The organism is Alkalitalea saponilacus (assembly GCF_900168165.1).
Taxonomy (GTDB): domain Bacteria; phylum Bacteroidota; class Bacteroidia; order Bacteroidales; family Marinilabiliaceae; genus Natronoflexus; species Natronoflexus saponilacus.
Map to the genome: position 1 here is coordinate 285,572 of NZ_FUYV01000001.1, position 25,117 is coordinate 310,688.

Consider the following 25,117-nt stretch of genomic DNA (forward strand, 5'->3'; position numbering starts at 1 on the left):
TTTTTAAATAGGAAGAGTTCAATTAAAAGTTATGATTCAATGTTTTATTATTAAAAATTGATTATGAGAATAAAATTTAAGCCATTGTTAACCGTGACTCTGTTTGGAGTTTTATTAGGATGGTCATGCCAGAAGTGGGATCAAATGGATCCACCGGCTGGGAACCAGAAAAATCCTGAACCAGAGCCACCAGCAATGGATCCTTCATACTCGAATGTGACGGATCCAACTATTGGAAAGGATAATTACTATTACATCATCTCATCGAATGCTTCGCTAGAAGGAGTGGAATACGAGGATGGTCTTATGGTACGCAGATCAGTTGATTTGGTTAATATGACAATGACCGAGGGGAATGAATACATTTTATCTGATGTTATTTCTAATTGGGCAGGTGCACGGTTGCTAGAGCTTGATGATGCTGTAGTAGAAACCAATATTAGAATAGGCCAACCTGATTTAGTTAAAGTTGGGGATGAGTGGAGACTATATTATTCAGTATCCGCTGGAACTAATGCCTCTATTATAGGATATGCAGTAACCCCCTCGTTGGATGATCCAAAATGGACTGATATGGGGGAGATTCTTAGCTCTGAGCCGGGAATGGAGTATAAAGCTATTAGTCCAAGTTTTTGTAAGTCTCCAGATGGAGGATCTCATTATTTGGCTTTTGGTAATAGCGGAGGTGGGGTTCATATTGTACCGTTAAACCCAGCAACCAGCATGCCAAGCGCATCTGCAGTAAGAGTTGCATCACGAGCAGATAACACCCTTACAGGGAACCCTTCAATGTTTTACCATGGAGGTTATTACCATTTGCTTTTTACTGTTGATAATGGGGATTTACCCATTACAGCACACACTTATTCAACTGACCCTATGGGGCCATATTCTGATTTCTCAGGAAGAAGTGCGCTTGGAATTGCCAATTTTTGGGAAATATCAAGGGTTTTGTCTAATCTTCAACATGCAGGAGGAACAGCCTGGCAAAGGGTTAATGGTGTCAGTGTTTTTAAAGACGATAACAATCAGTTTTTTGCTGCACATCACGCTGTTGCAGCCGGATCTTCTGAACCTGTGTTACATATAAGGCGAATGGAATGGATCGATGATTCAAGAAGAAATGTAGGTGCGGGGATTCCGGTGCCGGGCATCAGCCCTGTGAGGTATGCCGGACCTCTTCCTGATGATATTACCATTGCCGATATTGCAGGCGATTACTATTATGGTACAATTTGGGGACATACCCTAAGTGCTATAAATGATCCAAAGTCTTTCAACGCAGATGGAACTTATAGTGGGGGATCTTGGGATTTTGATCCAGGACGAGGAATATTACATATGCATAGTACTGAATGGGGAGGAGAAGATATCTATATTCGATTGTTTAAAGGGCATGATTTTGAAGGGAATAATGAAGTGATTATTGTCGGAGCAGGAATCAATGATACGTTTGGAGATTTTCCAGGTGTTTGGATTAGAAAAATAGGCGACGCATCTGGCCCTGATCCTTCAAATGTAAGAGCCGGAATTTATGATCCGGCCATGGCTGTGGATAACAAATATTGGTTTTTTTCAAGTAATGCCGGAGTTGATGGATTCGATTACGAAAGAGGGCTTGTTGTTAGATCAAGTGATGACTTGGTTTTCTTTGATGATCATGGATATGTTCTCAGCAGTGTAATTAATAACTGGGCTGGTGCAAGACTGATGGAATTGGATTCTTCAATCGAGGATGAAGACATAATGATTGGTCAACCTGCAATTGCCAGAGTTGGAAGTCAGTGGAGATTATACTATTCTGTTGAGGCTGGAACTGATGCTTCTGTAATAGGTTATGCGACCAGTTCTTCATTGGAAAATGCATCATGGACAGATCAGGGAGAGGTGCTCTTCTCTGATGTATCTACCTCATATAAGGCAATGAGTCCAAGTTTTGTGGCGACAGCTGATGGTCATTTCCTGGCTTTTGGTGAGGGAGTCGGTGGAGTTCATATAGTTGAACTGGATCAGTCTACGGGTATGCCTTTAGGTTCTCCTGTTATTGCAGTAACCAGCAGCGATCCTAATCTTAATGTAGGGTCACCTGAATTGATATATTATAATGGTTACTATACCCTTATTGCAACCTATAATAATGTATCTGTGCTTCAGAGTGCGTCAATCAATCCGATGGGACCATACATCGATTATGGTAACAGGAATTTGTCTGATGGAAGCAGTTTTGGCGAAAGTAGAATTCTTACTCCTTATCAATTCTCAGGAGGAACAAGTTGGTCATACACAGACGGCATTAAGACCTGGAGAGATGGTGACAACTGGTATGTTGTGCATCAGGCCAGAAAAACAGATGGAGAAGATTATGAGATGCATGTTAGAGTGATGAACTGGCTTGAGGATACCCGTATGGTTACATCGGAACAGCCATTTCCGGTCATTTCTCCAGAGAGATTCTCAGGTGTTGAAAGCGGAACGGTTTCAGTTGATGATATTCCGGGAACATGGCATTATGGAACCTTCTGGTTCCAGGGCAGCCCAGCCAGCGTAAACAATATGTCTGCGCCAATGATGGTATTTAATGCTGATGGTACTTACCTGCACAGCGGAGAAGAAGTTGGAGGTTCCTGGAATTTTGACGAATCATCTCAAGTGCTTCATTTATCAAGTGATGCATGGGGCGGAGAGCAGATCTTCATCTTACTGAATCCTGTTTTTGACTGGGACCATTCGGTTAATACATTCGCTGGTGGCGGCGTTAACGATACTTTCTTTTTCCATCCTGGTGTTTGGATGAAGAAAGTGGTTAATGGCCAGTAATCATTTAATTAACTTCATTTTTATGACAAATTTATTTAATATAAATAGAAAAAGAGCGGGAGGCAATCCCTTCCGCCTTTTATTATTCGCCTTAATCTTGTTATTCAGTCAGATTGTTTATTCCCAAGGGCACACAGTAACGGGAACAATCACTGATTCAAACGGAGATTATATTCCCGGTGTGAATATAAGAGAACAAGGAACAAACGTGGGCACCATAACTGATATTAATGGTCAGTATACCATCAACGTATCTCCTGATTCTGAATTGCTGATCAGTTTTATTGGATTTCGAAATGCAACAGTTGAGGTTAATGGTCGATCGGTAATTGATATTGTTATTCAGGAAGATACCTATCAATTGGATGACATAATTGTTGTAGGCTATGGACAGCAAAGGAGAGAAAGTGTTGTTGGAGCGATTTCTTCTGTTGGAACAGAAGAAATATTGCGATCATCTTCGCCTAATATAACACAGGCCATTGCTGGAAAACTACCCGGAGTAATTACTTCTCAGTCGTCAGGAGCACCTGGAATGGACGATGCCGAGATATTTATTCGTGGTCGGGCCTCGTTTGCCGGTGACAACCAGCCTCTGGTGCTGGTAGATGGTGTTGAAAGAGAGTTCTCCCAAATTGCGCCTGATGATATTGAAAGCATCTCTGTTTTAAAGGATGCTTCAGCAACTGCTGTTTATGGTGTTAGAGGTGCTAATGGTGTTATTTTGGTCACAACAAAGAGAGGACGTGAACAGGCACCTACTGTTAGCCTCACCGCGAATTACCAAATGCAAATGCCAACACGTGGTGATGCATTTTTGGATTCTTACCAGTCAGTAAAACTTTTGGAAGAGGCCAGAGCGAATGATGGTCTTTCTTCTATCTATTCAGCACAAGATATAGAGATGTTTCGTCGATCTGTACGTGGTGAGTTAAGCCCGAGGGAACAGCAACTTTATCCTAATGTTGACTGGTATGATGAAATTCTTCGTCGCTCTGCGCCAGCAGAGCGTTACAACGTCAACATTCAAGGAGGAACCCGTAGGATCAGGTATTTCACCTCATTGGAATATTTTAACCAGGGTGGATTATATCGAGATAACAACAATTATGATTACGGGCAGAGCGGAAATGTGAATTTCAGACGATACTCGTTCAGAGTTAATTTGGATTTTCTTGTCACCAGTAATTTAACTGCTTCGGTGAATTTTGGAACTCGTTTTCAGGAACGTAAAGGACCTAATATCATTGATGACCAAACTTCGGGTATTGTTAATGAGGTTTTTTACGAATTGAGCCACACTCCCGGATGGCAGTTTCCAATTCAATATGAGAATGGCTTTTATGGAGGTAATTCTCAACACCAAAATAATATTGCAGCAAAGTTGGCCAACGGTGGATTTTATGAAACTACTCGAACCATTAATGAAACCAACTTTATCCTAGATTATAAGATGGATTATATAACCCCTGGATTGTCTGCTAGAGGGATGGTGTCATTTGATTATGATACCGATTATGATCGTCGGTTCTCAGCTCCATTTGCAACATATGAATTGATTGATAGGGATAATCCGGAGTTGGAAACCAGTTACACAAGATTTGGAGAAGATGGCGAGTTGGTTTATCAGGGGAATGTTCAACGCACATCCATGAAAACATATATGGAATATGCTCTTAATTATTCCAGGATGTTTGACGATCTTCATGAAGTTACTGGTTTAGTTTTATACAATCAGAATGACTATAGTTTTCAAGCTCAGTTACCCAGAAGATACCAAGGTTTGGTAGGACGTGTAACCTACAATTTTGATAGACGATATTTTTGGGAAATGAATGCCGGTTATAATGGTTCAGAAAACTTTGCCAAAGGAAACCGTTTTGGATTCTTTCCTTCTTTCTCTGCTGGTTGGATGTTGTCCAATGAATCTTTTATGGATCAAACTAACTTATGGCTGGATGCCCTTAAGCTTAAAGCATCATATGGAGAGGTCGGTAATGATGCATTTAGACGTAATGGACAAGACATCAGATTTCTTTATGTCGACTCCTGGACGCAACTTAACAGTGCCTACATGTTTGGTAATAATTTTCAACCAGGGATATTTGAAGGTCGATATCCAAACTACGCTGTGACCTGGGAGCGTGCCCGTAAATATAATGCAGGTGTTGAATCCAGTTTTAGAAATGGGCTTTTTGCTTTGAATTTTGATGTCTTTTTGGAGAACAGGGACAATATTTTGACGGACTATTTAACTAAGCCGGCATGGCTGGCAGTTGAGATGGCGCCTGGTAATCTGGGAGAAACCCAAAACAAAGGGTTCGAAATTGAGCTACGCCACAATAACCGTTTAGGAGCTCTTCATTATTTTGTGAACGCCAATTTTATGCATGCCCGTAATGAGATCAAATTCATGGATGAGCCAGTTGGCATGCCTGATTACCGAAAGCGTGAAGGACGACCTATTAATCAGTTTTTTGGATTGATTGCTGACGGTTTTGTAACCCAAGCTGACATTGATGCTGGTAATTTGCCTGTGTCGACATTTGGCGATGTTCAACCGGGAGATCTCAAATACAGGGATATGAATGGTGATGGATTTATTGATGAAAGAGATGTGACCTTTATAGGTTACAGTGACATTCCGGAAAATACTTTTAGCTTTTCATTCGGAGGTAACTATAAAGGTTGGGGATTTAGTGCAATGTTCCAAGGAGTATCAAATGTAAGCCGTTTTTATGACGCAGGAACCATGTTTGCCTTTGTAAATAATGGCAAAGTGAGTGAGCATCACCTTCACCGTTGGAATCCTGCTGTCAGCGAAGCAGAAAATTTGGCCAATGCAAAATATCCTTTACTGCATTATGATGAGTTTGGGAACCACAACCAAAGACTGAACTCTTTTTTCCTTCAGGATGGAAGTTTTATAAGGTTGAAAAACGTTGAGGTGAGCTATACAGTCCCCAAAATGGTTTCGCAACGTTGGCATATGAGTGAACTAAGATTTTATGTAAATGCTAACAATCTCATAACCTGGGACAATTTGGATATTAAGGTCGATCCTGAAAGCAGGGGCTCTTTTCATTATCCTATAATGAAAGCCGTCAATCTTGGTGTTAATGTAAAATTTTAAAAATCAGATTATGAAAAAAGTTATTTTAAGTATCACCATAATCTCTATTTTGTCGGGTTTTGCTTTGACATCTTGTGAAGATGCATTCGGCGATTTTCTTGACAAACAGCCCAGTAACGAGTTGACTGAAGAACAGGTGTTTTCAAACTGGACCAATACCCGTTACTATTACCACGACATATATAATTTTTTAAGAAATGGGCGTGGACGAATTAATAATTCTTGGATGGACGCAACTACCGATTTGGCTACAACCAGCTACTCGTGGGGTGGTGCACGATCCAGTTTTAATATAGGTAATTATTATGCAGGAAGTGGGGCTCCAGAATTAATTAGCACCTGGGAACATTATTACAGAGCAATCAGAAAATGTAATACTCTGCTAGAACGAATTGAAAGTGTTCCAATGACAGATGATCAAACTGTCGCGCAACGTTTAGCACAAGTTCGACGGATGAAGGCTGAAGCCCGTACCTTAAGAGCATATTTTTATTGGGAATTGGCCTTGCGTTATGGTGCTGTTCCAATTATCACTGAACGGCTTGACCCAAAGGATGAGTCTATTAACGAGATCCCTCGACCAAGTTCTGTAAGTGCTAATTTTCAATTCATTCTAAATGAGTTAGAAGCAAGTCGTGACAGCCTTGACAATGAAATGACTATGTCAGCGGAGAACTACGGAAGATTTACTCAGGGTGCAAATCTGGCTTTACAGAGCAGAATAAAGCTTTATTTAGCCAGTCCAAGGTTTGAAAACTTGAATCTCGTATCCTGGGAAGAGGCTGCTGAGGCTGCCGAGCAATTTATAGAACTATTTGGGAATGGTACATATTATCGTTTACATACACATGCAGACCCTGTTACTGCATATATGCAGGCCATCACTACAAGGAAACAGGATTTAAATCCTGAAGTAATTTTCTGGAGGAATGATGGACAAAGTGATTGGTTGCGAAGCGAATCTCCTGTTGGTTTTGGAGGAGATGGTGGATTATCCCCATCCCAAAATTTGGTTGACATGTATGATATGGCCAACGGTCATTCTCCATTTTTAAGTTATGATGCAACTGGAGCGCCTGTTTATAATAACGGAGCCCCATCTATCAACGTAGCTTCCGGGTATTCAGATGACGATCCTTACTCAGGAAGAGATGCAAGGTTCTATGCCACTGTTCTTCATCATGGAGCCATGTGGTGGAATCGTCCGATTGATGTTTCAGAAGGAGGCGCAGATAATCCAAGAGGTAGCTCTACGGCCTCACCAACAGGTTATTATAACAGGAAATACATGGACGATTCACGTACACACCCGATTACAGGTGGAACCATGTGGAGAAACTGGATTTTTATCAGATATGCAGAGATTCTTTTAAATTATGCAGAAGCGATGAATGAAGCCTATGGACCAGTTGATGAAGTGTTCGATGCTCTGCAACAGGTGAGGGATAGAGCTGGTTTGACTGCTGATTTGAGGGATCGTTCGGATTTGAATGACCAGGAAAGTATGCGCAATTTTATAAGGAAAGAGCGAACAGTTGAACTGGCTTTTGAGGATCATCGCGCATGGGATGTTCGACGTTGGAATGTTGCAGTGGAGGCTCTTGCCCGTCCTATTTATGGGATGACCATACAAGCAGTGGGTGAAGAATTGCACTTTTCTAGAAGGGTTGCTCAGGAGAGAGTTTTTGAACCGCGAATGTATCTCTATCCTATTCCTGAAGCAGAAATATGGAAGACTGGAATGGAGAATAATCCTGGTTGGTAACAGGCATTTAATTGATTATAAAATTTAGAATTTATGTTTAAAACCATATATGCCAAATTAGTTGCAGGATTGGACAAGGTCCTAATCTGTGGCATCTTTATAATTTCGGCTCATGCATTGGTCGCCCAGGACGGAGGGAGGTCTTTACAGGGGAGAGTTGTAGATGTTGATAACAATCCTCTACAGGGAGCTGTTGTTAATGTTTCCGAAGCTACTCGTATCGAAATGACCAATAGTGAAGGTCAATTTGAATTATCGAATGTAAACCCGTTGGATGAAATATATGTTTCATTGGCAGGTTATAAAGAAGTAATTGTTCGAGCTGATTTTTCAGGTAATTTTGTGATTGTCTTAGAACTGGATACGGATATTTATCACAGAACTATTGCGTTGCCGTTCCACAGACAACAGAAAAGATTTGTGGTTAACTCAACATCCACTGTTTCAGGTGAGGAATTGGAAAAGCACCCCGTTACGGTGCTTCAGAATGCGTTTGTTGGAAGTTTAACAGGTATTGCAACTTATGAAGCCAACTCCGAGCCGGGTTGGTCAGAAACTCAAATGTTTATTCGGGGACTGCGTACTATGAACGGTTCAGCCAGAGCTCCTTTGATCATTGTGGACAATGTGGAACGCGATATCTCTTTTCTGGATGCATATCCTATTGAATCTGTTACCCTATTGAAGGATGCAGCAGCAACAGCCATTTATGGTATGCGAGGAGCCAACGGTGTCGTTTTTGTTACAACCAAAAGGGGTGAGGCCGGACGTACTCGAATTAATGTTAATCAGGAAGTTGGGTTTCAAACCTTGTCAGGGCTTCCTGAATTGCAAAACTCTTATAATTATGCTCTTACTGTAAATCAGGCAAGGTATCTTGATGGTAATTCTCCTTTATATTCTGATCAGGATATTCAGCATTATTACGAGGCAGTTACAGGAACTCTGGATCCTTCTTTGCGCTATCGTTATGTGAACACAAATTGGCACAAAGAAATGATGCGAGATGCTGCACCTCAGTTCAGGACAAATATCAATGCCAGTGGAGGAAATGAAAATGCCAGGTATTTTGTCTCTTTCTCATATATCCGTCAGGAAGGATTGTATGACACTAAATGGACAGAATGGAATGATGGATATTCTACCCAACACCAGCTTGATAGATACAACTTGCGTTCAAATATAGATATTGATGTAACTAGGGGACTTAATGTATCATTGGATTTAGGAGGTAGAATTGATATCATTAATCAACCTCTTGCCGATACCTGGTCTCTTTTTACCTGGGGAGGTGCAGAAAATTTGCCAATCTATCCGGTTTTTGCGCCCAACGGAGAGTTTTTTCTACCCACGGATAATACATTTAAAAATGGGCCTGCAAGGATTGCCATGTCGGGGATTGATTATAACAGAAGGAGAAACCTGTATTCAAATGTGACTGCGACCGGAGATCTTGGTTTCATTACGCAAGGACTTTCTATTAGAGGTATCGCAGGTTTTGATGCCTATAATTTATTTCAATACACCCAAAGTCAGGATTTTGATGGGTTTCATTATGACTGGAACTCGGGGGTGGCAGATGATCCTGCATCTTATACTTATACTCGACGTAGAACCGCTGCTCCTTTGTCTAACCCAAATCCAATTGCAAGGGGGATGTCATATAACATCAACCTCATTGGATCTTTAAATTATGATCGCTTGTTTAATGATGTACACAACGTCAGTGGTCAGGTAATGATGCGAACATATCAGAATGTGGTTACAGGATACGTATCTTCATATAGATACCTAACCTATGCAGGACTGTTTAATTATATCTACGACAATCGCTATGTAGCACAATTTAATGCCGCCTATATGGGTAGTGATAACTACGCAAAAGGAGATAGATACGGATTTTTCCCCGGTTTTAGTGCCGGTTGGGTAATGTCCGAAGAGAGTTGGTTGCAAACGGATGCTGTAGACTTGCTAAAATTAAGGGCTTCTATTGGACGTTCAGGACAGTCTAATCAAGGGCTAAGACGCTATCCATTTCAGGGTGAATACATCGAGGGAGGTGGTTACAATTTCGGGACGTCTCAGGCCTATTTTCAAGGAACATACGAATCTGCTGCAGGAAATGCCAATATTAAGTGGGAGTATTCTGATATGGTAAATGTTGGTGTTGACTTTGATATATGGGGACGTGCACTTTATGGTAATTTGGATGCTTTTAAGGAGTGGCGCTCTAATATTTTGGTTGCTCGATCAACTATTCCGGATATGTATGGAGTTGCAGTTCCACTCGACTCATACGGAAAAGCTGAAACCATTGGAGCTGAAATCACCCTAGGACATAGAGGTAATGTTGGCAGCTTTAACTACTTTGTAGAGGGAATGTTTACCTGGAATCGAAGTAAGATTGTTGATATGGACGAGATTGAAAGAGTCTTCGATTATCAGCAGTTAACAGGGCAGCCCATTGGGCGAAGATTGCTGCTAATCAAAGATCAGTGGGCTTCCGATCCTGATTTAATTGCAACCTCTCACCAGGATGCCATTGATAATCCCGAAAAATATCCTTTCCAGGGAACTATGAATCTTGGTAATGCTGTTTTTGTTGATACAAATGGAGACAGAATCATTGATGACTATGATATGATACCTTATGGATATACCAATATCCCGGAAATAATACCTGCAGGACGTTTCGGTTTTTCATGGAAAGGATTTGATGCACGGGTATTAATCACTGCATATCTGAACAGAACAGTTGAGACTCGTGAAAATATGGACTTTGGTTTTGGATGGGGTGGAGCTACAACTCATGAAGTAACCAAAACATGGGGATACTTTAATGATGATCCTACAGACCCACGTAATATCAATGCCAAATATCCGAGACTTTCAATGAGCTTTAGCGATAATGACAGAAATTTTCCAAGAAACCAATCAACCATTTGGCATCAAAATGGAAACTTTGTTTCTCTTCGAAATGTTGAGATAGGCTATTCTTTGCCTCAATCTTTGCTGGCAAGCGTGAACATTCGCAGTTGTCGTGTTTATTTTAGCGGGTATAATCTTTATAACTGGAGCCATTTTGAAAACGGGTTTGATCCTGAAAACCCAACCAACTATATATGGCAATACCCAAAAACCAAATCATTCTCATTTGGTGTAAATATTGGTTTTTAATTGTTTAAACATTAAGATTATGAGGATATTTAAAAAAATATGGATGTTTGCCTTAGCAGTTTTGCTTATCCCCGGATTTTCAGCCTGTGATGATTTCCTTGACAAGGAGTATGATGCATCGCTATCTGAAGAGAAAGTGTTTGGCAACGAAAGGTTAACACGTCAATTTTTGACAAACATATACACAAACCTACCTGATGGGATTGGAGTTTTTGGTGATTTCCAGTTTCAATCTGCATCGAGGGATGCCATGACCGATAATGCCACCACATGGTGGGGACTACATTGGTATAATATGGTGAACAACGATAGCTATACAGCTACCAATCATCCAATGCTTGGATTTTGGAATACCAATTTCTCAGGAATTAGAAAGGCCAATCAATTCTTGAGAAATATTGATCCAAATGTTATTCAGAATCAATCATTAGCCGGAGACGATAACAACTTATATGATCGCTATCGTGCCGAAGCGATTCTATTGCGTGCTATGTTCCATTTTGAACTGGTTGCATATTTTGGAGATGCTCCGATTCTTGATGATATAGTGTTAGATATGGATAATCAGGAGCAGATGAATATGGTGCGTCAACCTGCGGCTGAGGTGCTGAAATGGGTTGCGGAGCAATGTGACCTAGTTAAGGATCTGCTACCATTCAGATACAGTTCAAGCGGGAACTGGGGTCGAGTAAGTGGCGCTACCGCGTATGCCTTGAAGTCGAGGGCTCTTTTGTACCGAGCCAGTAATTTTCATAATCCAAACGGCATGACTGCCTGGTGGCAGGAAGCAGCTGATGCAGCTAAAGCGTTTATTGATAAAAATGCACAACAGAGTAATCCCTTTGCTTTATATAACAGTTACGAACGCATGTTTTATGAAGCTCCATATCTTAACGATGAGATTATACTCAGTAGATCTATTTGGAATACCAATGCAATTGAAACCCAAGTTTTACCTCCAGGTTTTCCCGGAATGAATGGTAAAACAAATCCCTCTCAAAATCTTGTTGATGCATTTGAGATGGCAAACGGACGTTTTATTTGGGAGGACGAGTCAGGTTACGATCCAAACAATCCTTATGTTGACAGAGATCCACGCTTCTATGCTACTGTGCTTTATCATGGAGCCATGTGGGGTCGTGAGGACCTTGGACAGAGAAGGGCCATCGATGTTCATATGAACAATGCCAACGAAAAGGGAATTGATTATGAAGGTTCTAATGGTGGAACTCTCACAGGTTATTACATGCGGAAATTTGTTAATCCAAATGTTGATTTTGAGAATCTTGGTGTGTTTCCTCATGCATGGATTATATACCGATATGCTGAAATTCTATTAAATTATGCTGAAGCTCTTAATGAAGCACAAGGGCCGGTTAGTGATGTTCATTGGGCCATAAACCAAGTTAGAGCCAGAGTGGATATGCCTGAGTTGCCCTCTGGCCTTAGTCAGGAGGATATGCGTAAAAGAATTCGAAATGAAAGAAGAGTTGAGCTTTGTTTTGAAGATCACCGTTTCTTTGATCTGCGCAGGTGGAGAGCTTATGATGGCAGAACATATGAAAGCGAACTTGCACAATATCAGATAGATGGGCGTTTTGATAATAAGCTTCTTGTAATAGGAGGTGTAAATGTCAGAAGAGCCGGTGCAATTACCCGTTACAATAGAATGGTGGTTTCCGAAAGAGGAGGAAGAAGAGTTTTTAATGTTCCAAAAAACTACCTTTTCCCGGTTCCTTATAACGAAACTATTAAGTCTCCCAATTTGGGCCAAAACCCCGGTTGGTCAATTGAAGAATAGTGCTTTTATAATGTGTGATTAAAAATAGAAGGGTGTTTTTTCCCAATACACCCTTCTATTTATCATTACTTTTCTCATATAATCCTCCTTATATATCTTTTTGTCCACTAACGGTTTCTTAATTCATCCATATATTTGATAGTAGAGTTTCAGGACAGGGCGCATTAGATCCGTTATTAAATATCAACGACAACTGATTATATAGTTTATGATGTTATGCTTATGTTTTGTAAGAAGGATAGATGTTTAGTTCATAACGATGAATTGTAATTATTTTTCCCTAATATTTTTCTCCAAGCATTATTCAGGGTGAACTTATGATAATACGGGTTATACTGTCCAAAGAAGAGTTTTTTTCTTGAATTTCAAACACACAGATTAGAAGTAGTAAAGTAGTAACAAAGACGAAATTATTGATTGATTTATTTATTGAAAATCGGATCAGATTACTTTTCCGGCTTGAATCATTTTATTTTTAACTTAAAATTAAAAAATTATGAAAAAAATGTACACAATGATTGTAACCTTAATGGTAATGGTAGGCGTGAATGCTCAGAACGTTATCTATTCTAATGATTTTGAAGATGGTGCAGGTGATGCTACCATAATAGGCAGCGGAGAAATTATTGATTCTGAAAATCCTGCTTTTGGACACGTTTTTCATAATGCTGTTGGTGGACAAGCAGTGAGAGCTAATTATCTCTTGTTACCAGATGATGTCTTCGCCAATTTACAGGCTGCTGAAACAAACGAACTTACAATTTCATTCTGGGTGAATGAGGGAACTGCGACAGATTATCGGTATACACCACTATTCTCTGCATACGGTGCAGCTCCTGATCCAGATAATACATGGCCAATGATGGTTCTTCAAACTCGCTTGTTTGCGCAGGTGAATAATGCTGGATGGTCAGATTTTACAAATGCGCAAAATGACGCAGGAACAAATTTCGAATCAGAAGAGTGGCTTAATGATGGTGAGTGGCATTTTTATGCAGCCACATTTACTCCCACATCAGCTGCTATATATGTGGATGGTGTGCTTCAAAACTCATGGACATTGTCTGGAGATGACAATGGCGGATCCGCAGGCGGATTATTTACAAATGGAGAAGATTTAACTTATATTGCATTAGGTGGAAATCAAGCATGGAACTGGAATGATGTTGATGCTGCATTTATGTTTGATGATTTGGTTATTTATTCAGATGTTCTTACCGTTGAGCAGATGAATGCTATTATGGATTCTAAACTTACAGTGAGTTCCGCTGTAGATCAAATCGGTGTTAATAATGGAGATGTTGTCTCTAAAACCTATTTCAACATAGCCGGAGCTAACGTTGGTTCAGACTTCGACACTCTGATTCCCGGAGTTTATATTAAGAGAGTGGTATACAGCAATGGAGTAACCGAAAGCACCAAAGTAATTAAAACCAGACGTTAGTCTGCAATATATTCCACAAAAAAAGAGTTGCCAAAATGTGGCAACTCTTTTTTTGTGGTTCTATTATTTATTTTTATTCTACTCCAAAAGTCATAACCGTTGTTGTTTCATAAACTTCTCCCGGACGAAGAATGGTGTTAGGGAAATGCGGATGATTGGGAGAGTCAGGGAAGTGTTGAGTTTCAAGACATAATGCGGCATATTGTTCAAAAACAAAATCCCCGCTGCTCAAAGTTCCATCCAGAAAATTACCTGAATAAAACTGAATTGCAGGTTCTGAAGTGAATATTTCCATGGTTCTTCCCGACTTAGGTTCTTTTAATTTTGCTGCAAAATTTAAACCTGAGCCATCGTGAGGAGCAAGAACAAAACTATGGTCGTAACCCCCGGGGACATTATTTATCCTGGCACCAATGTACTGAGAATATAAAAAGTCAAAAGGTGTGTTTGTAACATCAAGAATCTCACCTGTAGGGATTAGATGTTCATTTACCGGAGTGTATTGAGGAGCATTTAAAGTAAGTTGATGATCCAAAATGGTACCTTTTCCTGCAAGATTGTAGTACGCATGGTTCGTTAAGTTAATGGGAGTTGCTTTATCGGTTTCTGCCCGATAATCAATTCTTAAATTGTTGCCATCCAATGTATAAATTACCTCCACGCTTAAATTTCCGGGGTAGCCTTCTTCTCCATCAGGGCTAAGATAGGTAAGTCTTAATGCGGGTTTTTCAGTACTAAGTAATGGCTCTGCATTCCAAAGCACTTTGTCAAACCCTACATCTCCTCCGTGAAGGTGGTTTGGTCCATCATTGGTTGCAAGTTGGAAAGTTTCTCCGTCAAGTGTAAAAACTCCATTGGCTATTCGGTTCCCGAAGCGTCCAATTATTGCACCAAAATAAGGGGTTCCTTCAAGGTAAGGCTCAAAGCTGTCAAATCCTAAGGTGATGTTGGTAAATTCTCCCGATTTATCAGGTGTTTTAATGGATGTGATGGTTCCCCCATAGGTCATGATTTTTACTTCAACCCCTGTGGTACTTGTTATGGTATAAAGTTCTACAACCTCACCTGTAGGCATTGTTCCAAATTCCTGCACGGTCATGTTGTCTGAGAGTTTTTTGATCCCGTCTCCACAGGACATGAGCATCGTTCCAACCAGAATAAACGATGCAATGATGTTAAATTTGAGATTCCGTTTCACGATCAATGTTTGTTTTAGTTATTATTCAAGAAAATTAGTCGTCAATTTTTTTTCCCCATATTCCGGATCCATCGGGCAAGATGCCAGAGAATAATAACGCAGGTTTTTGATTTTCCCAATCCCATCCATAAAAAATGGCACAAAAGCTGTCGTCGAGGTACAGAACATCGCCATCAAAACTCCATTGAGATGCTAGACGATGATTTATTGCTCCGTTCCTTCCGAATTGTACTATTTCTGATGTATTAAAGGCTTCATCTTTGTAGGTCCATCCTCCTGGAGGAATTTGCCCTTGCCAAAGTTCAACCTGATCGGGAAGATCATTTAGATGTATTATCTCCCATTTTCCGACCAAATCCTTACTTCTTATGCTGATATCGGGAAACTCTCCTGCATATCTTTGTGGAGAAAATACTGGCCATCCATCGGGTAACCATTTTATTTCCCTCACATGCATTATCATCATAAGGTTTTCAGGTGCAAGCCGACCCTGGTGCAAAACAAAGAATCGACCGTTGTCGTTCAATATTGCATTATGTCCATTGCCTGACCAACCCGGATGATTTCTAAATCTGTAAGAATGCGTTAAAATAGGAAAATTATTGGTAGTATCTGCCATATTGTTTCCAAAATAATCATAAAAAGGGCCTTCAGGTGAATCGGACCGTCCAACTCTAATGTTGTAATAAGTAAATAATGGTTCGTATGAAACAAACAGATAATACTGGTCGAGTTCCGCATTATAGGTGATTTCAGGTGCTTCGATTATTCTTGTTTTGTACTCACCTCTTGTTGCTACTAAATGTCCTAGGTCTCCTTCTTTCTTTGTGAATCCGGTCTTTGGGTCAAGTTCAACACAGTATAAACCATCAAAATAGCTGCCATAGTGCATCCACATGCGTCCGTTTTTTTTGTCTGTTATAACAGAGGCATCAATGGCGTTCATTGGATCTTCAGGGCTCGTTTTAATAACAATTCCCAAATCGGTCCACGGCCCTTCTGGCGACAATGCCGTAGCAAGCCCTATTACCGACGTGTTGGCGCCAAAGCTGGATACTGAATAGTATAATCTGTAGGTGTTTTCATACTTATATACAAATGGTGCCCACATGTTATCGGCACCATTTCCACCAGTTAAATTGTGTATGTGCTCAACTGCCGCAGCTGGAATGGTGTCTAGCGCCCATCCAATGAACTCCCAGTTAACCAGATCTTTTGATTTTCTTATGGGGATATTACCGATATTTTTCCCTATATCGTTAAATTCAACTCCTCTTTTGTGGTAATATGCATCGGTGGAGTAAACATAGTAGTATTCTCCACTCTTAATGATTGCCGGATCATGAACGTTTGCAGCTCCCCATAAATCTCTATTTGATAGTGGAGTAATATCTGAGTAGTCATCCTTATAAGGATTCTCACTGATTGAGATTCCATCGGAAAAATTACAGGCATAAGCCATAAGCGCTAGTATAATATAGCTAAAACTTTTAATAATGATTTGTTTCATGTTCTTTAGATTACCATCAAATTAATGCTTAATTTTAGTTTTACGGGCGGGTGTGTTTGATCTCTTTTTTTATAAATGTGGTTACTTCAAAAGTATCCAGATTGTAATTTGAATGAGAGGATTGTTAGTTAAAAAAGGGGGATTATTGAATATTTGTATTTACTGGTAAAGAAAAATTTCCTCCTTTTTTTTAATTTTATATAGTTTTAGGATCTAAATGTTTAGTATTTGAAACAACAATTCCACACTTAATTATTTTGTATCTCAAAATAATTGCCGATGGAAATCTATTGATATGTTGACAAGATGATGGGTATTAGAATTCTATTGATCTTTTTCTGTATTGCTCTCACGAGCAATACATCTGCGAGTGGAGAGCTTAATTACCACTACAGATATCTCACCATAAACGAAGGCTTGCCTCAAAACACAGTCTATTCTATTTTGAAGGATCAGTTTGGCTTTATGTGGTTTGCAACTGGCAATGGTCTCAGTCGTTATGATGGCCATAACTTCGTAAATTATTGGAAGCCCGATCTGCCTTCCAACCTGATTCATGCTCTTGCCGAATGTGCGAACAACCGAATCTGGATAGGAACCTCTCAGGGATTATCATATTACGATCAGGAAAAGGAGGAGTTTGGAGAGTTCTCTCTTAGCCATGATTTTAGGACTCTTAATGTATTATCTCTTTTCATCGACAAACTGGGGCGAATTTGGGTGGGTACTTCCAGTCAGGGGCTGTTTATGATAGAAGTTAATGATGATGGAGATTATGTGCAGCAGCACTGGAATAGCCAAAACAGTGTTTTGGCAAGTAACCATGTTCCCTGTTTTGTTTTTTATAATGATAAATTACTTATAGGAACCAATGCCGGAATATATGTTTATAGTGACTCTTCAAATTCATTATATGAATTTGAATACTCGTCACCCGGATCTTCCTTAATCTTATCAATGTATGTAACTCTTAATGGGGATCTCTGGATCGGAACATTTAATGGTGTATGGGTTTATAACCCTGAAACAGAATTGGATGTCTGGTATGCGTTTAACCCTTCTGATATTGGAGGATTGAGCCACAGCAGAGTTAATCATATCACCCAGGACAGAAATGGTGTTATTTATATATCAACCCTTGGAGGGGTTGATATATTTCAACCTGAAACCAACACCTTTACTTCATTGCCTTACAAAACCCCGGCTGACTTTTCTCTTAATAGCATATTTATTAATTTGATTTATATTGATGACCAGGGAAACATTTGGATTGGGACAGAAAAAGGCGGAGTAAATCAAATCAGTTTATATCAAAAACCCTTTAATCATCTCATGCATAAGGAGACGAATCCGAACAGCTTATCAGAGAGTACGGTAAATTCTATTCAGGTATATGCAGACATAGTCTGGATAGGTACTGCAGGAGGTGGACTAAATAAATTCTTCCGAAATGAAAACAGGTTTGAACATTATCGTTTTGATGCCAATGATGAAGCATCAATTCCTAGCGATTATGTTACATCTATTTTAAGAACACCCGATGGTGACCTATGGGTTGGAACTTGGGGGGGAGGTATCGCAAAGAGATTATCCGATGGAAATTTTCAAAGGTATATTCCTGTTGTCCCAGATCCGGAAACAGGTTACGAAAATGTTTTTGTATCCTCCCTTTTATATGATGACAGAGGATATTTGTTTATTGGAACAGAAGGGGGGCTTTCTATTCTGGATCTGAAAACAGAACAGTTTCAGGTCATTAATGAAAATCATAATGCGTTGGCTCACATCAGGGAAATTGGCGACCTTCTGCTTGACAGTAGTGATCAAATATGGGCTGCCACACGTGTGGGTTTATATCGATTTCCGGCTGATAAAATAGACTTTGCTTACGATGCACTTTTCCCGGAAAGAAGCCTGACCATATACAGACAAAATACCACAACTATTACCAATGGTGAGCTACCTGGAAATTATGTTACAACCGTTTTTGAAGATAGGGATGCAAACATATGGATTGGGACACATGGAGATGGTCTGGTTAAGTTTGAAAAAGTTGTGGGTGGGGATTTTAAATCAAGGGTATATACGGTTAATGATGGGTTAAGCAATAATGTGATATACTCCATTGAACAAGATAAGGCAGGTTTTCTCTGGGTAAGCACCGATTATGGGTTGTCCAGATTGTGTCTCGACTCTGATGAGATAGATCATTTCTTAACCGATGATGGATTGTTGAGTAATCAGTTCTATTGGACGGCATCAAATATGAGCTCAGATGGAGAACTGTTTTTTGGAAGCATAAGCGGAGTTAATTATTTTTATCCATGCGGATTCCCGCAATATCTGTTCGAGCCAGAGGTTGCCATTACATCTTTTAGGGTTTTCAATGAAATACTAAATGTTGGAGACAGGCGCAATGGGAGGACAGTATTGAATCAAACACTGTCAAAAACAACCGAGATTTCTCTTTCCTACAAAGACAATATTTTTTCAATTGAGTTTTCCGCACTGGATTTTCTAAATCCCAGGAAAGTAAAATATGCTTATCAGCTTGAAAATGTTGATAGAGATTGGGTGGAGGTTTCATCAGATCAAAGAGTTGCTACGTACTCTAACCTGAAGGGAGGGCAGTATCTTTTCAGAGTTAGAGCCACCAATAGCGAGGGGGAATGGATTAGCCACGAAAGACAACTACTCATTATTGTGCGCCCACCTTTTTGGCAAACAACCTGGTTCCTACTACTCATGGTTTTGTGCGTCATAATTGGTGTCTCATTTTATATGAAACACCATACACGGCGACTTCTGCTTGAAAAATCAAAATTAGAAACTATGGTAAAGGAGCGGACAGCTCAAATTGAGGAACAAAATAGTTTCATGAAGGCTCAGGCTGAAGAATTGAAAGAAGTAAACACAACACTTCAAAAGCGAAAGGAACTGATCGAGGGACAAAAAAAGGAATTAGAAGAAAAAAATGTTGAAATTGTTAATCAGCGCGACAGGCTTATTGCCCTCAATAAGGAGATTGAAGAGATCAATCAATCCAGGCTACGCTTTTTTACCAATATCTCCCATGAATTTAGAACGCCTCTAACATTGATCATATCTCCTATTGAGAGGTTGTTAAAAGAGATTCATCTGCCCGGTATCGCGAATGATCTGCTACAGTCGGTTCAGCGGAATGCTCGCCGACTTAATCTGTTGATTGATCAGTTGTTGATGTTTCGCAGAATTGAGACAGGCAATTTACGTGTCCGAATTGTAAATGAAAATGTTGAGACATTCGTAAAAGAGGTTTTTCATGCATTCGAAAATCTTGCCAATCAACGAGAAATTAATTTTGAACTGAGGTTCAAATTACAAAACCCCGTTTGTTGGTTCGACCCTGAAAAAGTTGAGAATATACTGTATAACTTGTTATCAAACGCCTTTAAATATACTCCCCACAAAGGTAAGATTGAATTAATTGTGGCCGAAGAAACTGTAATGAAAGACGATAAACCATTCAATTCTCTATCCATTGAAGTGAATGACACAGGAAAGGGCATTGGTGAAAACGAAATTGAGAAAATTTTCAATCGGTTTTACCGAGGAGAAAACGATGCCAGAACCAAAGGTTCCGGCATTGGCTTGTCACTGACTAAAGAATTGGTTGAAGCTCTCAATGGATCAATTATGGTGACCAAAAATGGAAAATCTGGAAGCCGGTTTATAGTTACTTTGCCTATTGAAAAGGAAGACTTCCCTGGAGCTGAAGTGAATGAAATTCCTGTTTTTGACATGATTGATCTCAATAACAGAGTTCAGGTGATTTATGACAACATCAGTGAGAAGGAGCCATTTAATTACGAACTTAGCGATGTTGATAACGAGGAGGAGACCATATTAGTAGTTGAGGACAATAATGAATTGGCACTCTTTATTGCCAATGCTCTTAGCAGTAATTATCGGGTAATTCTTGCTGCCAATGGGAAAATTGGGTACGAACTAGCCAGGAAGCACTCTCCCGACTTAGTCATCAGTGATGTGATGATGCCCGAAATGGATGGAATAGAGATGTGTCGACAGATAAAGAACAATCTATATACCAGTCATATTCCTGTTATAATGCTCTCTGCTAAAGCTTTGCTTGAAGATCAGCTTCAAGGAATTCAAACCGGTGCCGACGATTATGTTTCCAAACCTTTTAACCTCGATATATTAAAAGCTAAAGTTTCAAATGTCATTGAATCAAGGCGCCGTTTAAGATCAAAATTTGCAAACAGTAATGAAATAAATATCGATAAAAAAGAGACTGAAACTTTAGACGATAAGTTTTTGGCACGTGCCTATGAAGTAATGGAAGAAGCGTATTCAAATCCTGAGTTTAGCGTTGAAATGTTTGCAGATCAGATGTTTGTAAGCCGTTCGTTACTATATAAAAAATTAAAAGCATTGGTGGATTTCTCCCCCAATGACTTTATAACTGTATTCCGATTAAAAAAATCTCTTCCTATGTTACTCTCAAAAGAGTTGTCGATTAACGAAGTGGCTTATAGCATAGGGTTTAATGATCCCAAGTATTTTAGCCGAGTGTTTAAAAAATTCTATAAAAAATCGCCCAGCGAATATGTAGGATAGGAGATACTACCTTTCCAATATGGATTGATCAAGTTCTTTCCAGATCATATCTTTAAGTTGCTGAATGCCATATCCCGTTACCGATGAAATGAATACATGGGGTATTTCCGGAAGTTCGTTTGACATTTCCTGTATCAGCTCTTTATCCAGGAAGTCGGATTTGGAGATGGCCAAAATACGCTGCTTATCCAGTAACTCCGGGTTGTGTTGTTCCAACTCATTTAAAAGAATGCGGTATTCATCCTTTATGTTTTTGCTGTCGGCCGGAATCATAAACAACAGAATGGAGTTGCGCTCAATGTGGCGCAAAAACCTTAGTCCAATGCCTTTCCCTTCATGCGCCCCTTCTATAATTCCAGGAATATCGGCCATCACAAAGGACTTTAAATCCCGGTATTCCACTATCCCAAGATTTGGAATGAGAGTGGTAAACGGGTAATCTGCAATTTCCGGTTTTGCTGCACTTACGGCAGCTAAAAGCGTTGATTTTCCGGCATTTGGAAAACCTACAAGCCCTACATCTGCAAGTACTTTCAATTCCAGAATAGCTGCTATTTCCACAGCATCTTCGCCGGGTTGAGCATAACGGGGTGTTTGGTTGGTTGATGATTTAAAGTGCCAGTTTCCCAACCCGCCCCGGCCTCCTTTGGCCAAAATTACTTCTTGCCCGTCTTCGGTTATTTCAAATAGAACTTCTCCCGTTTCTGCGTCTTTGGCAACAGTTCCCAAAGGAACTTCAATCACCTTATCCTCGCCAGATGCGCCAGATGAGCGCTGTCGACTTCCCGACTCTCCGTGTCCGGCAAATACATGCCGCTGAAACTTCAGGTGAATTAAGGTCCATAAATTACGGTTACCGCGAACAATCACATGACCGCCACGCCCCCCATCACCTCCATCCGGACCACCCTTGGGGACAAACTTTTCCCTCCGCAAATGGGTCGATCCGGGTCCGCCTTTCCCTGAACGGCAGAATATTTTTACATAGTCAACAAAATTACTTCCGGCCATCTCTCTGTTTATGATTGTTTAAACTAAACTTGTTATAATATGAAAACACGTTTTTTTTTATTATAATAGAAAACTATGGGTTCTTTTGTTCTGGGAAAATGATGATGATTAATATATTTAAAAACTCTGTGAAACTCTACATTAATCCCACTCAATACTGTGTAATGATATTACACAGGAATGGCTAAAGTCTTTGCGGAGTTCCACAGAGAAAAATTGCTTTACTTATTTCCTGTTGAACAAATATTAAACACAGGATTCAATGGATTCGCTTATTGAAGAAAATATTTCATCAATGGAGCCAACCCCTTTTACTCCATGATATGATCCCTCATTTTTATAAAAATCAATCACCGGAGTTGTTTGACTTTCATACACTTTGATTCTTTTCTCAATGGTTTCCAGTTTGTCATCCGATCTACCGGAAATCTGACCTCGTTTTAGAAGCCTGTCAATAAGTTCAGGTTTAGCCACTTCAAGATTGATCATTACGCTGATCTTTTCACCCCGTTTTTCGAGCATCTCTTTAAGCGCTTTGGCCTGTTCTACGGTTCTTGGAAACCCATCAAAAATAACACCCGGCATGTTGTTAAGGGTGTTGAGTTTGTTTTCCAGCATGTCTATAATCAGGTCATCGGGCACCAACTGACCGTTGTCAATAAACTTAGCTGCTGTGACTCCAAGGGGAGTTCCGGATTTAATTTCTGCCCTTAATATATCTCCTGTGGAGATATGGGCAAAACCGAATTTTTCAATGATTTTTTCACTCTGTGTGCCCTTTCCGGAGCCCGGAGGGCCAAAAATAATTACATTTTGCATGTGAGAATTTGGTTAATAGATTAGTTACTGTTTGGCTGTTATTTATTTCTGATTTTCTAAGCTATTTTTAAGTCTCAACTTGCACCAAACATATTATTTTGGCAAGATTTGTTGCTTCAACAGAAGAAAAAAATCATGGATGAGACATTTTAATTATCAGCTGTTAAGCTGTAAATGTCGGGAAGATTACGACCGTAGCCATTGTAATCAAGCCCATATCCAACGATAAAATCGTTGGGTATTTTCAACCCCACATAATCAAGTTTAATGTCTTTTTTTAAAGCATCTGGTTTAAAGAGGAGTGATGCCACCACCACTTCTTTTACCCCCATTTTATTAAGCTGATTAACACAGTTTTCAACAGTTACGCCGGTGTCAACAATATCCTCTAAAAGAACCACTGTTCTGCCTTTTAAGTCTTCGTTAAAACCAATCAGTTCCTTTACTTTACCTGTGCTTCCGGTGCCTTCGTATGATGCCAGTTTAACAAAGCTGATCTGGCAGGGGAAATCAATCAGTTTCATCAGGTCGGCTGAAAACATAAATGATCCATTTAAGATGCAGATCATCAGAGGGTCTGAATCTCTTAATTCCCGGTTGATTTTTTCGGCCATCTCCCAAATGGCTTTTTTAATATCACTTGCCGGGATTGACAGGCTAAAGGTCTTGTCAAGTAACTGAATATTTTTCATTAATGGTAATTTCCTATATGGTTTAAGTTACAAATGTAAGAAAAATGAAGCACATGGATGTGATAAGATTCTGTGATTTTAGTATTTGTCGATGCAGTGTTTCAATTCACCCGGGTTGTTGAGGTGATGATAAGTTTAAACAAACAATTGACAATTATTTTGGATTTTTTTAATTTGGACTTGATATTGACACCTTAACTAACCCAAATTTTGAAAGATGTTTGCTTTAAAGATTAACTGTCAGTTCAGGCATGAAAACGGAAACCCGTTTTCACTGCTGCTTCATTCATCTCGTTTTATCATTTCGTTTCTATTTTGCTTTTTCTTCTTCTCTTTTTTATCTCTTTCGGTGGTTTTCTGCCAGATTCAGGTTTTCAATTCCCCGGTGGATGGAATCATGGTTCGATCGGGAGCTATGAGCGGGGATGCATGGGCTTTTTTTACAAATCCGGCAGGTACGGCTCACAATCCCGTTTTGGCAGCAGGAGCCGGGTATGAAAGTGTTTTTCATTTGAGTAAACTGAGTTCCAGAGCGGCTTTTGCTGTTTATCCCAGCAGATACGGGGTAGTGTCTGGTGGGTTTTCTCAATATGGATTTTCAAGTTTTAATCTCCAGCAATACAGTATTTCTTTTGCACGTGAAATGGCTCCCTGGCTGCGGCTTGGTATAAAAGGTACGCGAATGGTTCGGTACCAGCAATCCTATGGAAATCATGGAATTTTTCTGATGGATGCCGGTCTGCAAATTATGCCATCTTCACAATTCGCCATAGGTTTTTTTACAGCAAATCCCTCGCGACAAATATGGGATCTGGACAATCATACTGAATACCACGCTTCATATTCTGCAGCTTCCATTCTGTATGAGCCATCCTCGGGGTTGTTTCTTGAACTTGGGGTGATTAAAGAGATGGAAGAGGATGCAGTGGTTAATTTTAGCGTTGAAGCTCCGGTTCACCAGCAGGTAAATCTGAGAGGAGGGGTTTCGTCGGCACCATTCCGTCTGGCTTTTGGAGCCGGATTGGAATGGGAAATGATTCGGTTTGACGCAGGAATAAATCATCATCCTGCACTTGGGTACTCTTCGGCGTTTGGAATTGTATATGTTATTAAAAGGTAACGCATTTCTC

At 39.9% G+C, this 25,117-nt stretch carries 13 protein-coding genes; 8 read left to right on the forward strand and 5 right to left on the reverse strand.

Annotated elements, in window-relative coordinates:
• Nucleotides 1-63 precede the first annotated feature (63 nt).
• The 6 genes from B5X70_RS01035 (at nucleotide 64) to B5X70_RS01060 (ending at nucleotide 14,137) form a co-directional block, all read left to right on the forward strand.
• A complete protein-coding gene (locus B5X70_RS01035) occupies nucleotides 64-2,817 on the forward strand; it encodes a family 43 glycosylhydrolase (protein ID WP_079555992.1) in 2,754 nt (917 codons plus the stop codon).
• Between the two features lie 22 nt (nucleotides 2,818-2,839).
• Complete coding sequence (locus tag B5X70_RS01040; protein WP_079556215.1) at nucleotides 2,840-5,950, forward strand: SusC/RagA family TonB-linked outer membrane protein; 3,111 nt, start codon at nucleotides 2,840-2,842, stop codon at nucleotides 5,948-5,950.
• A gap of 10 nt (nucleotides 5,951-5,960) precedes the next feature.
• Nucleotides 5,961-7,715, forward strand: coding sequence for a RagB/SusD family nutrient uptake outer membrane protein (locus B5X70_RS01045; protein WP_079555993.1), 1,755 nt, complete (start codon nucleotides 5,961-5,963; stop codon nucleotides 7,713-7,715).
• A gap of 33 nt (nucleotides 7,716-7,748) precedes the next feature.
• Nucleotides 7,749-10,892, forward strand: coding sequence for a SusC/RagA family TonB-linked outer membrane protein (locus tag B5X70_RS01050; RefSeq protein WP_079555994.1), 3,144 nt, complete (start codon nucleotides 7,749-7,751; stop codon nucleotides 10,890-10,892).
• Nucleotides 10,893-10,911: 19 nt separating this feature from the next.
• On the forward strand, nucleotides 10,912-12,693 hold the full coding sequence (locus B5X70_RS01055; RefSeq protein WP_079555995.1) for a RagB/SusD family nutrient uptake outer membrane protein: 1,782 nt from the start codon (nucleotides 10,912-10,914) through the stop codon (nucleotides 12,691-12,693).
• A gap of 496 nt (nucleotides 12,694-13,189) precedes the next feature.
• A complete protein-coding gene (locus B5X70_RS01060; protein WP_079555996.1) occupies nucleotides 13,190-14,137 on the forward strand; it encodes a LamG-like jellyroll fold domain-containing protein in 948 nt (315 codons plus the stop codon).
• Nucleotides 14,138-14,210: 73 nt separating this feature from the next.
• Here B5X70_RS01060 and B5X70_RS01065 read toward each other — a convergent pair whose 3' ends face one another.
• A complete protein-coding gene (locus B5X70_RS01065) occupies nucleotides 14,211-15,335 on the reverse strand; it encodes an aldose epimerase family protein (protein ID WP_232468410.1) in 1,125 nt (374 codons plus the stop codon).
• A gap of 34 nt (nucleotides 15,336-15,369) precedes the next feature.
• Nucleotides 15,370-16,845: an arabinan endo-1,5-alpha-L-arabinosidase gene (locus B5X70_RS01070; RefSeq protein ID WP_079555997.1), complete on the reverse strand. Its 1,476-nt coding sequence runs from the start codon at nucleotides 16,843-16,845 to the stop codon at nucleotides 15,370-15,372.
• Nucleotides 16,846-17,151: 306 nt separating this feature from the next.
• Between B5X70_RS01070 and B5X70_RS01075 the strand changes: the two genes are divergently transcribed.
• Nucleotides 17,152-21,465 carry a hybrid sensor histidine kinase/response regulator transcription factor gene (locus tag B5X70_RS01075; protein ID WP_079555998.1) on the forward strand — a complete coding sequence of 1,438 codons (4,314 nt, stop codon included), beginning with the start codon at nucleotides 17,152-17,154 and terminating at the stop codon, nucleotides 21,463-21,465.
• 6 nt (nucleotides 21,466-21,471) lie between these two features.
• Here B5X70_RS01075 and obgE read toward each other — a convergent pair whose 3' ends face one another.
• The 3 genes from obgE to hpt form a co-directional block, all read right to left on the reverse strand.
• Complete coding sequence (obgE, locus tag B5X70_RS01080; RefSeq protein WP_079555999.1) at nucleotides 21,472-22,476, reverse strand: GTPase ObgE; 1,005 nt, start codon at nucleotides 22,474-22,476, stop codon at nucleotides 21,472-21,474.
• A gap of 246 nt (nucleotides 22,477-22,722) precedes the next feature.
• Nucleotides 22,723-23,295, reverse strand: a complete 573-nt coding sequence (locus tag B5X70_RS01085; protein ID WP_079556000.1) for an adenylate kinase — start codon at nucleotides 23,293-23,295, stop codon at nucleotides 22,723-22,725.
• 149 nt (nucleotides 23,296-23,444) lie between these two features.
• Entirely contained in the window at nucleotides 23,445-23,987 is a 543-nt protein-coding gene (gene hpt / locus B5X70_RS01090; protein ID WP_079556001.1) for a hypoxanthine phosphoribosyltransferase, read from the reverse strand.
• Between the two features lie 217 nt (nucleotides 23,988-24,204).
• Here hpt and B5X70_RS01095 point away from each other — a divergent pair, with 217 nt between their 5' ends.
• The gene (locus B5X70_RS01095; RefSeq protein ID WP_079556002.1) at nucleotides 24,205-25,107 is read left to right on the forward strand and encodes a hypothetical protein; all 903 of its coding nucleotides are present in this window, start codon (nucleotides 24,205-24,207) and stop codon (nucleotides 25,105-25,107) included.
• The last annotated feature ends 10 nt before the right edge of the window (nucleotides 25,108-25,117 follow it).

Bases quoted from the DNA above. Each gene is read 5' to 3' on its own strand.
- B5X70_RS01075 (WP_079555998.1), top strand. From the start codon at position 17,152: ATGATGGGTATTAGAATTCTATTGATCTTTTTCTGTATTGCTCTCACG.
- B5X70_RS01040 (WP_079556215.1), top strand. From the start codon at position 2,840: ATGACAAATTTATTTAATATAAATAGAAAAAGAGCGGGAGGCAATCCC.
- B5X70_RS01070 (WP_079555997.1), bottom strand. From the start codon at position 16,845: ATGAAACAAATCATTATTAAAAGTTTTAGCTATATTATACTAGCGCTT.
- hpt (WP_079556001.1), bottom strand. From the start codon at position 23,987: ATGAAAAATATTCAGTTACTTGACAAGACCTTTAGCCTGTCAATCCCG.
- B5X70_RS01035 (WP_079555992.1), top strand. From the start codon at position 64: ATGAGAATAAAATTTAAGCCATTGTTAACCGTGACTCTGTTTGGAGTT.
- obgE (WP_079555999.1), bottom strand. From the start codon at position 22,476: ATGGCCGGAAGTAATTTTGTTGACTATGTAAAAATATTCTGCCGTTCA.
- B5X70_RS01060 (WP_079555996.1), top strand. From the start codon at position 13,190: ATGAAAAAAATGTACACAATGATTGTAACCTTAATGGTAATGGTAGGC.
- B5X70_RS01095 (WP_079556002.1), top strand. From the start codon at position 24,205: ATGTTTGCTTTAAAGATTAACTGTCAGTTCAGGCATGAAAACGGAAAC.
- B5X70_RS01045 (WP_079555993.1), top strand. From the start codon at position 5,961: ATGAAAAAAGTTATTTTAAGTATCACCATAATCTCTATTTTGTCGGGT.
- B5X70_RS01055 (WP_079555995.1), top strand. From the start codon at position 10,912: ATGAGGATATTTAAAAAAATATGGATGTTTGCCTTAGCAGTTTTGCTT.
- B5X70_RS01050 (WP_079555994.1), top strand. From the start codon at position 7,749: ATGTTTAAAACCATATATGCCAAATTAGTTGCAGGATTGGACAAGGTC.
- B5X70_RS01085 (WP_079556000.1), bottom strand. From the start codon at position 23,295: ATGCAAAATGTAATTATTTTTGGCCCTCCGGGCTCCGGAAAGGGCACA.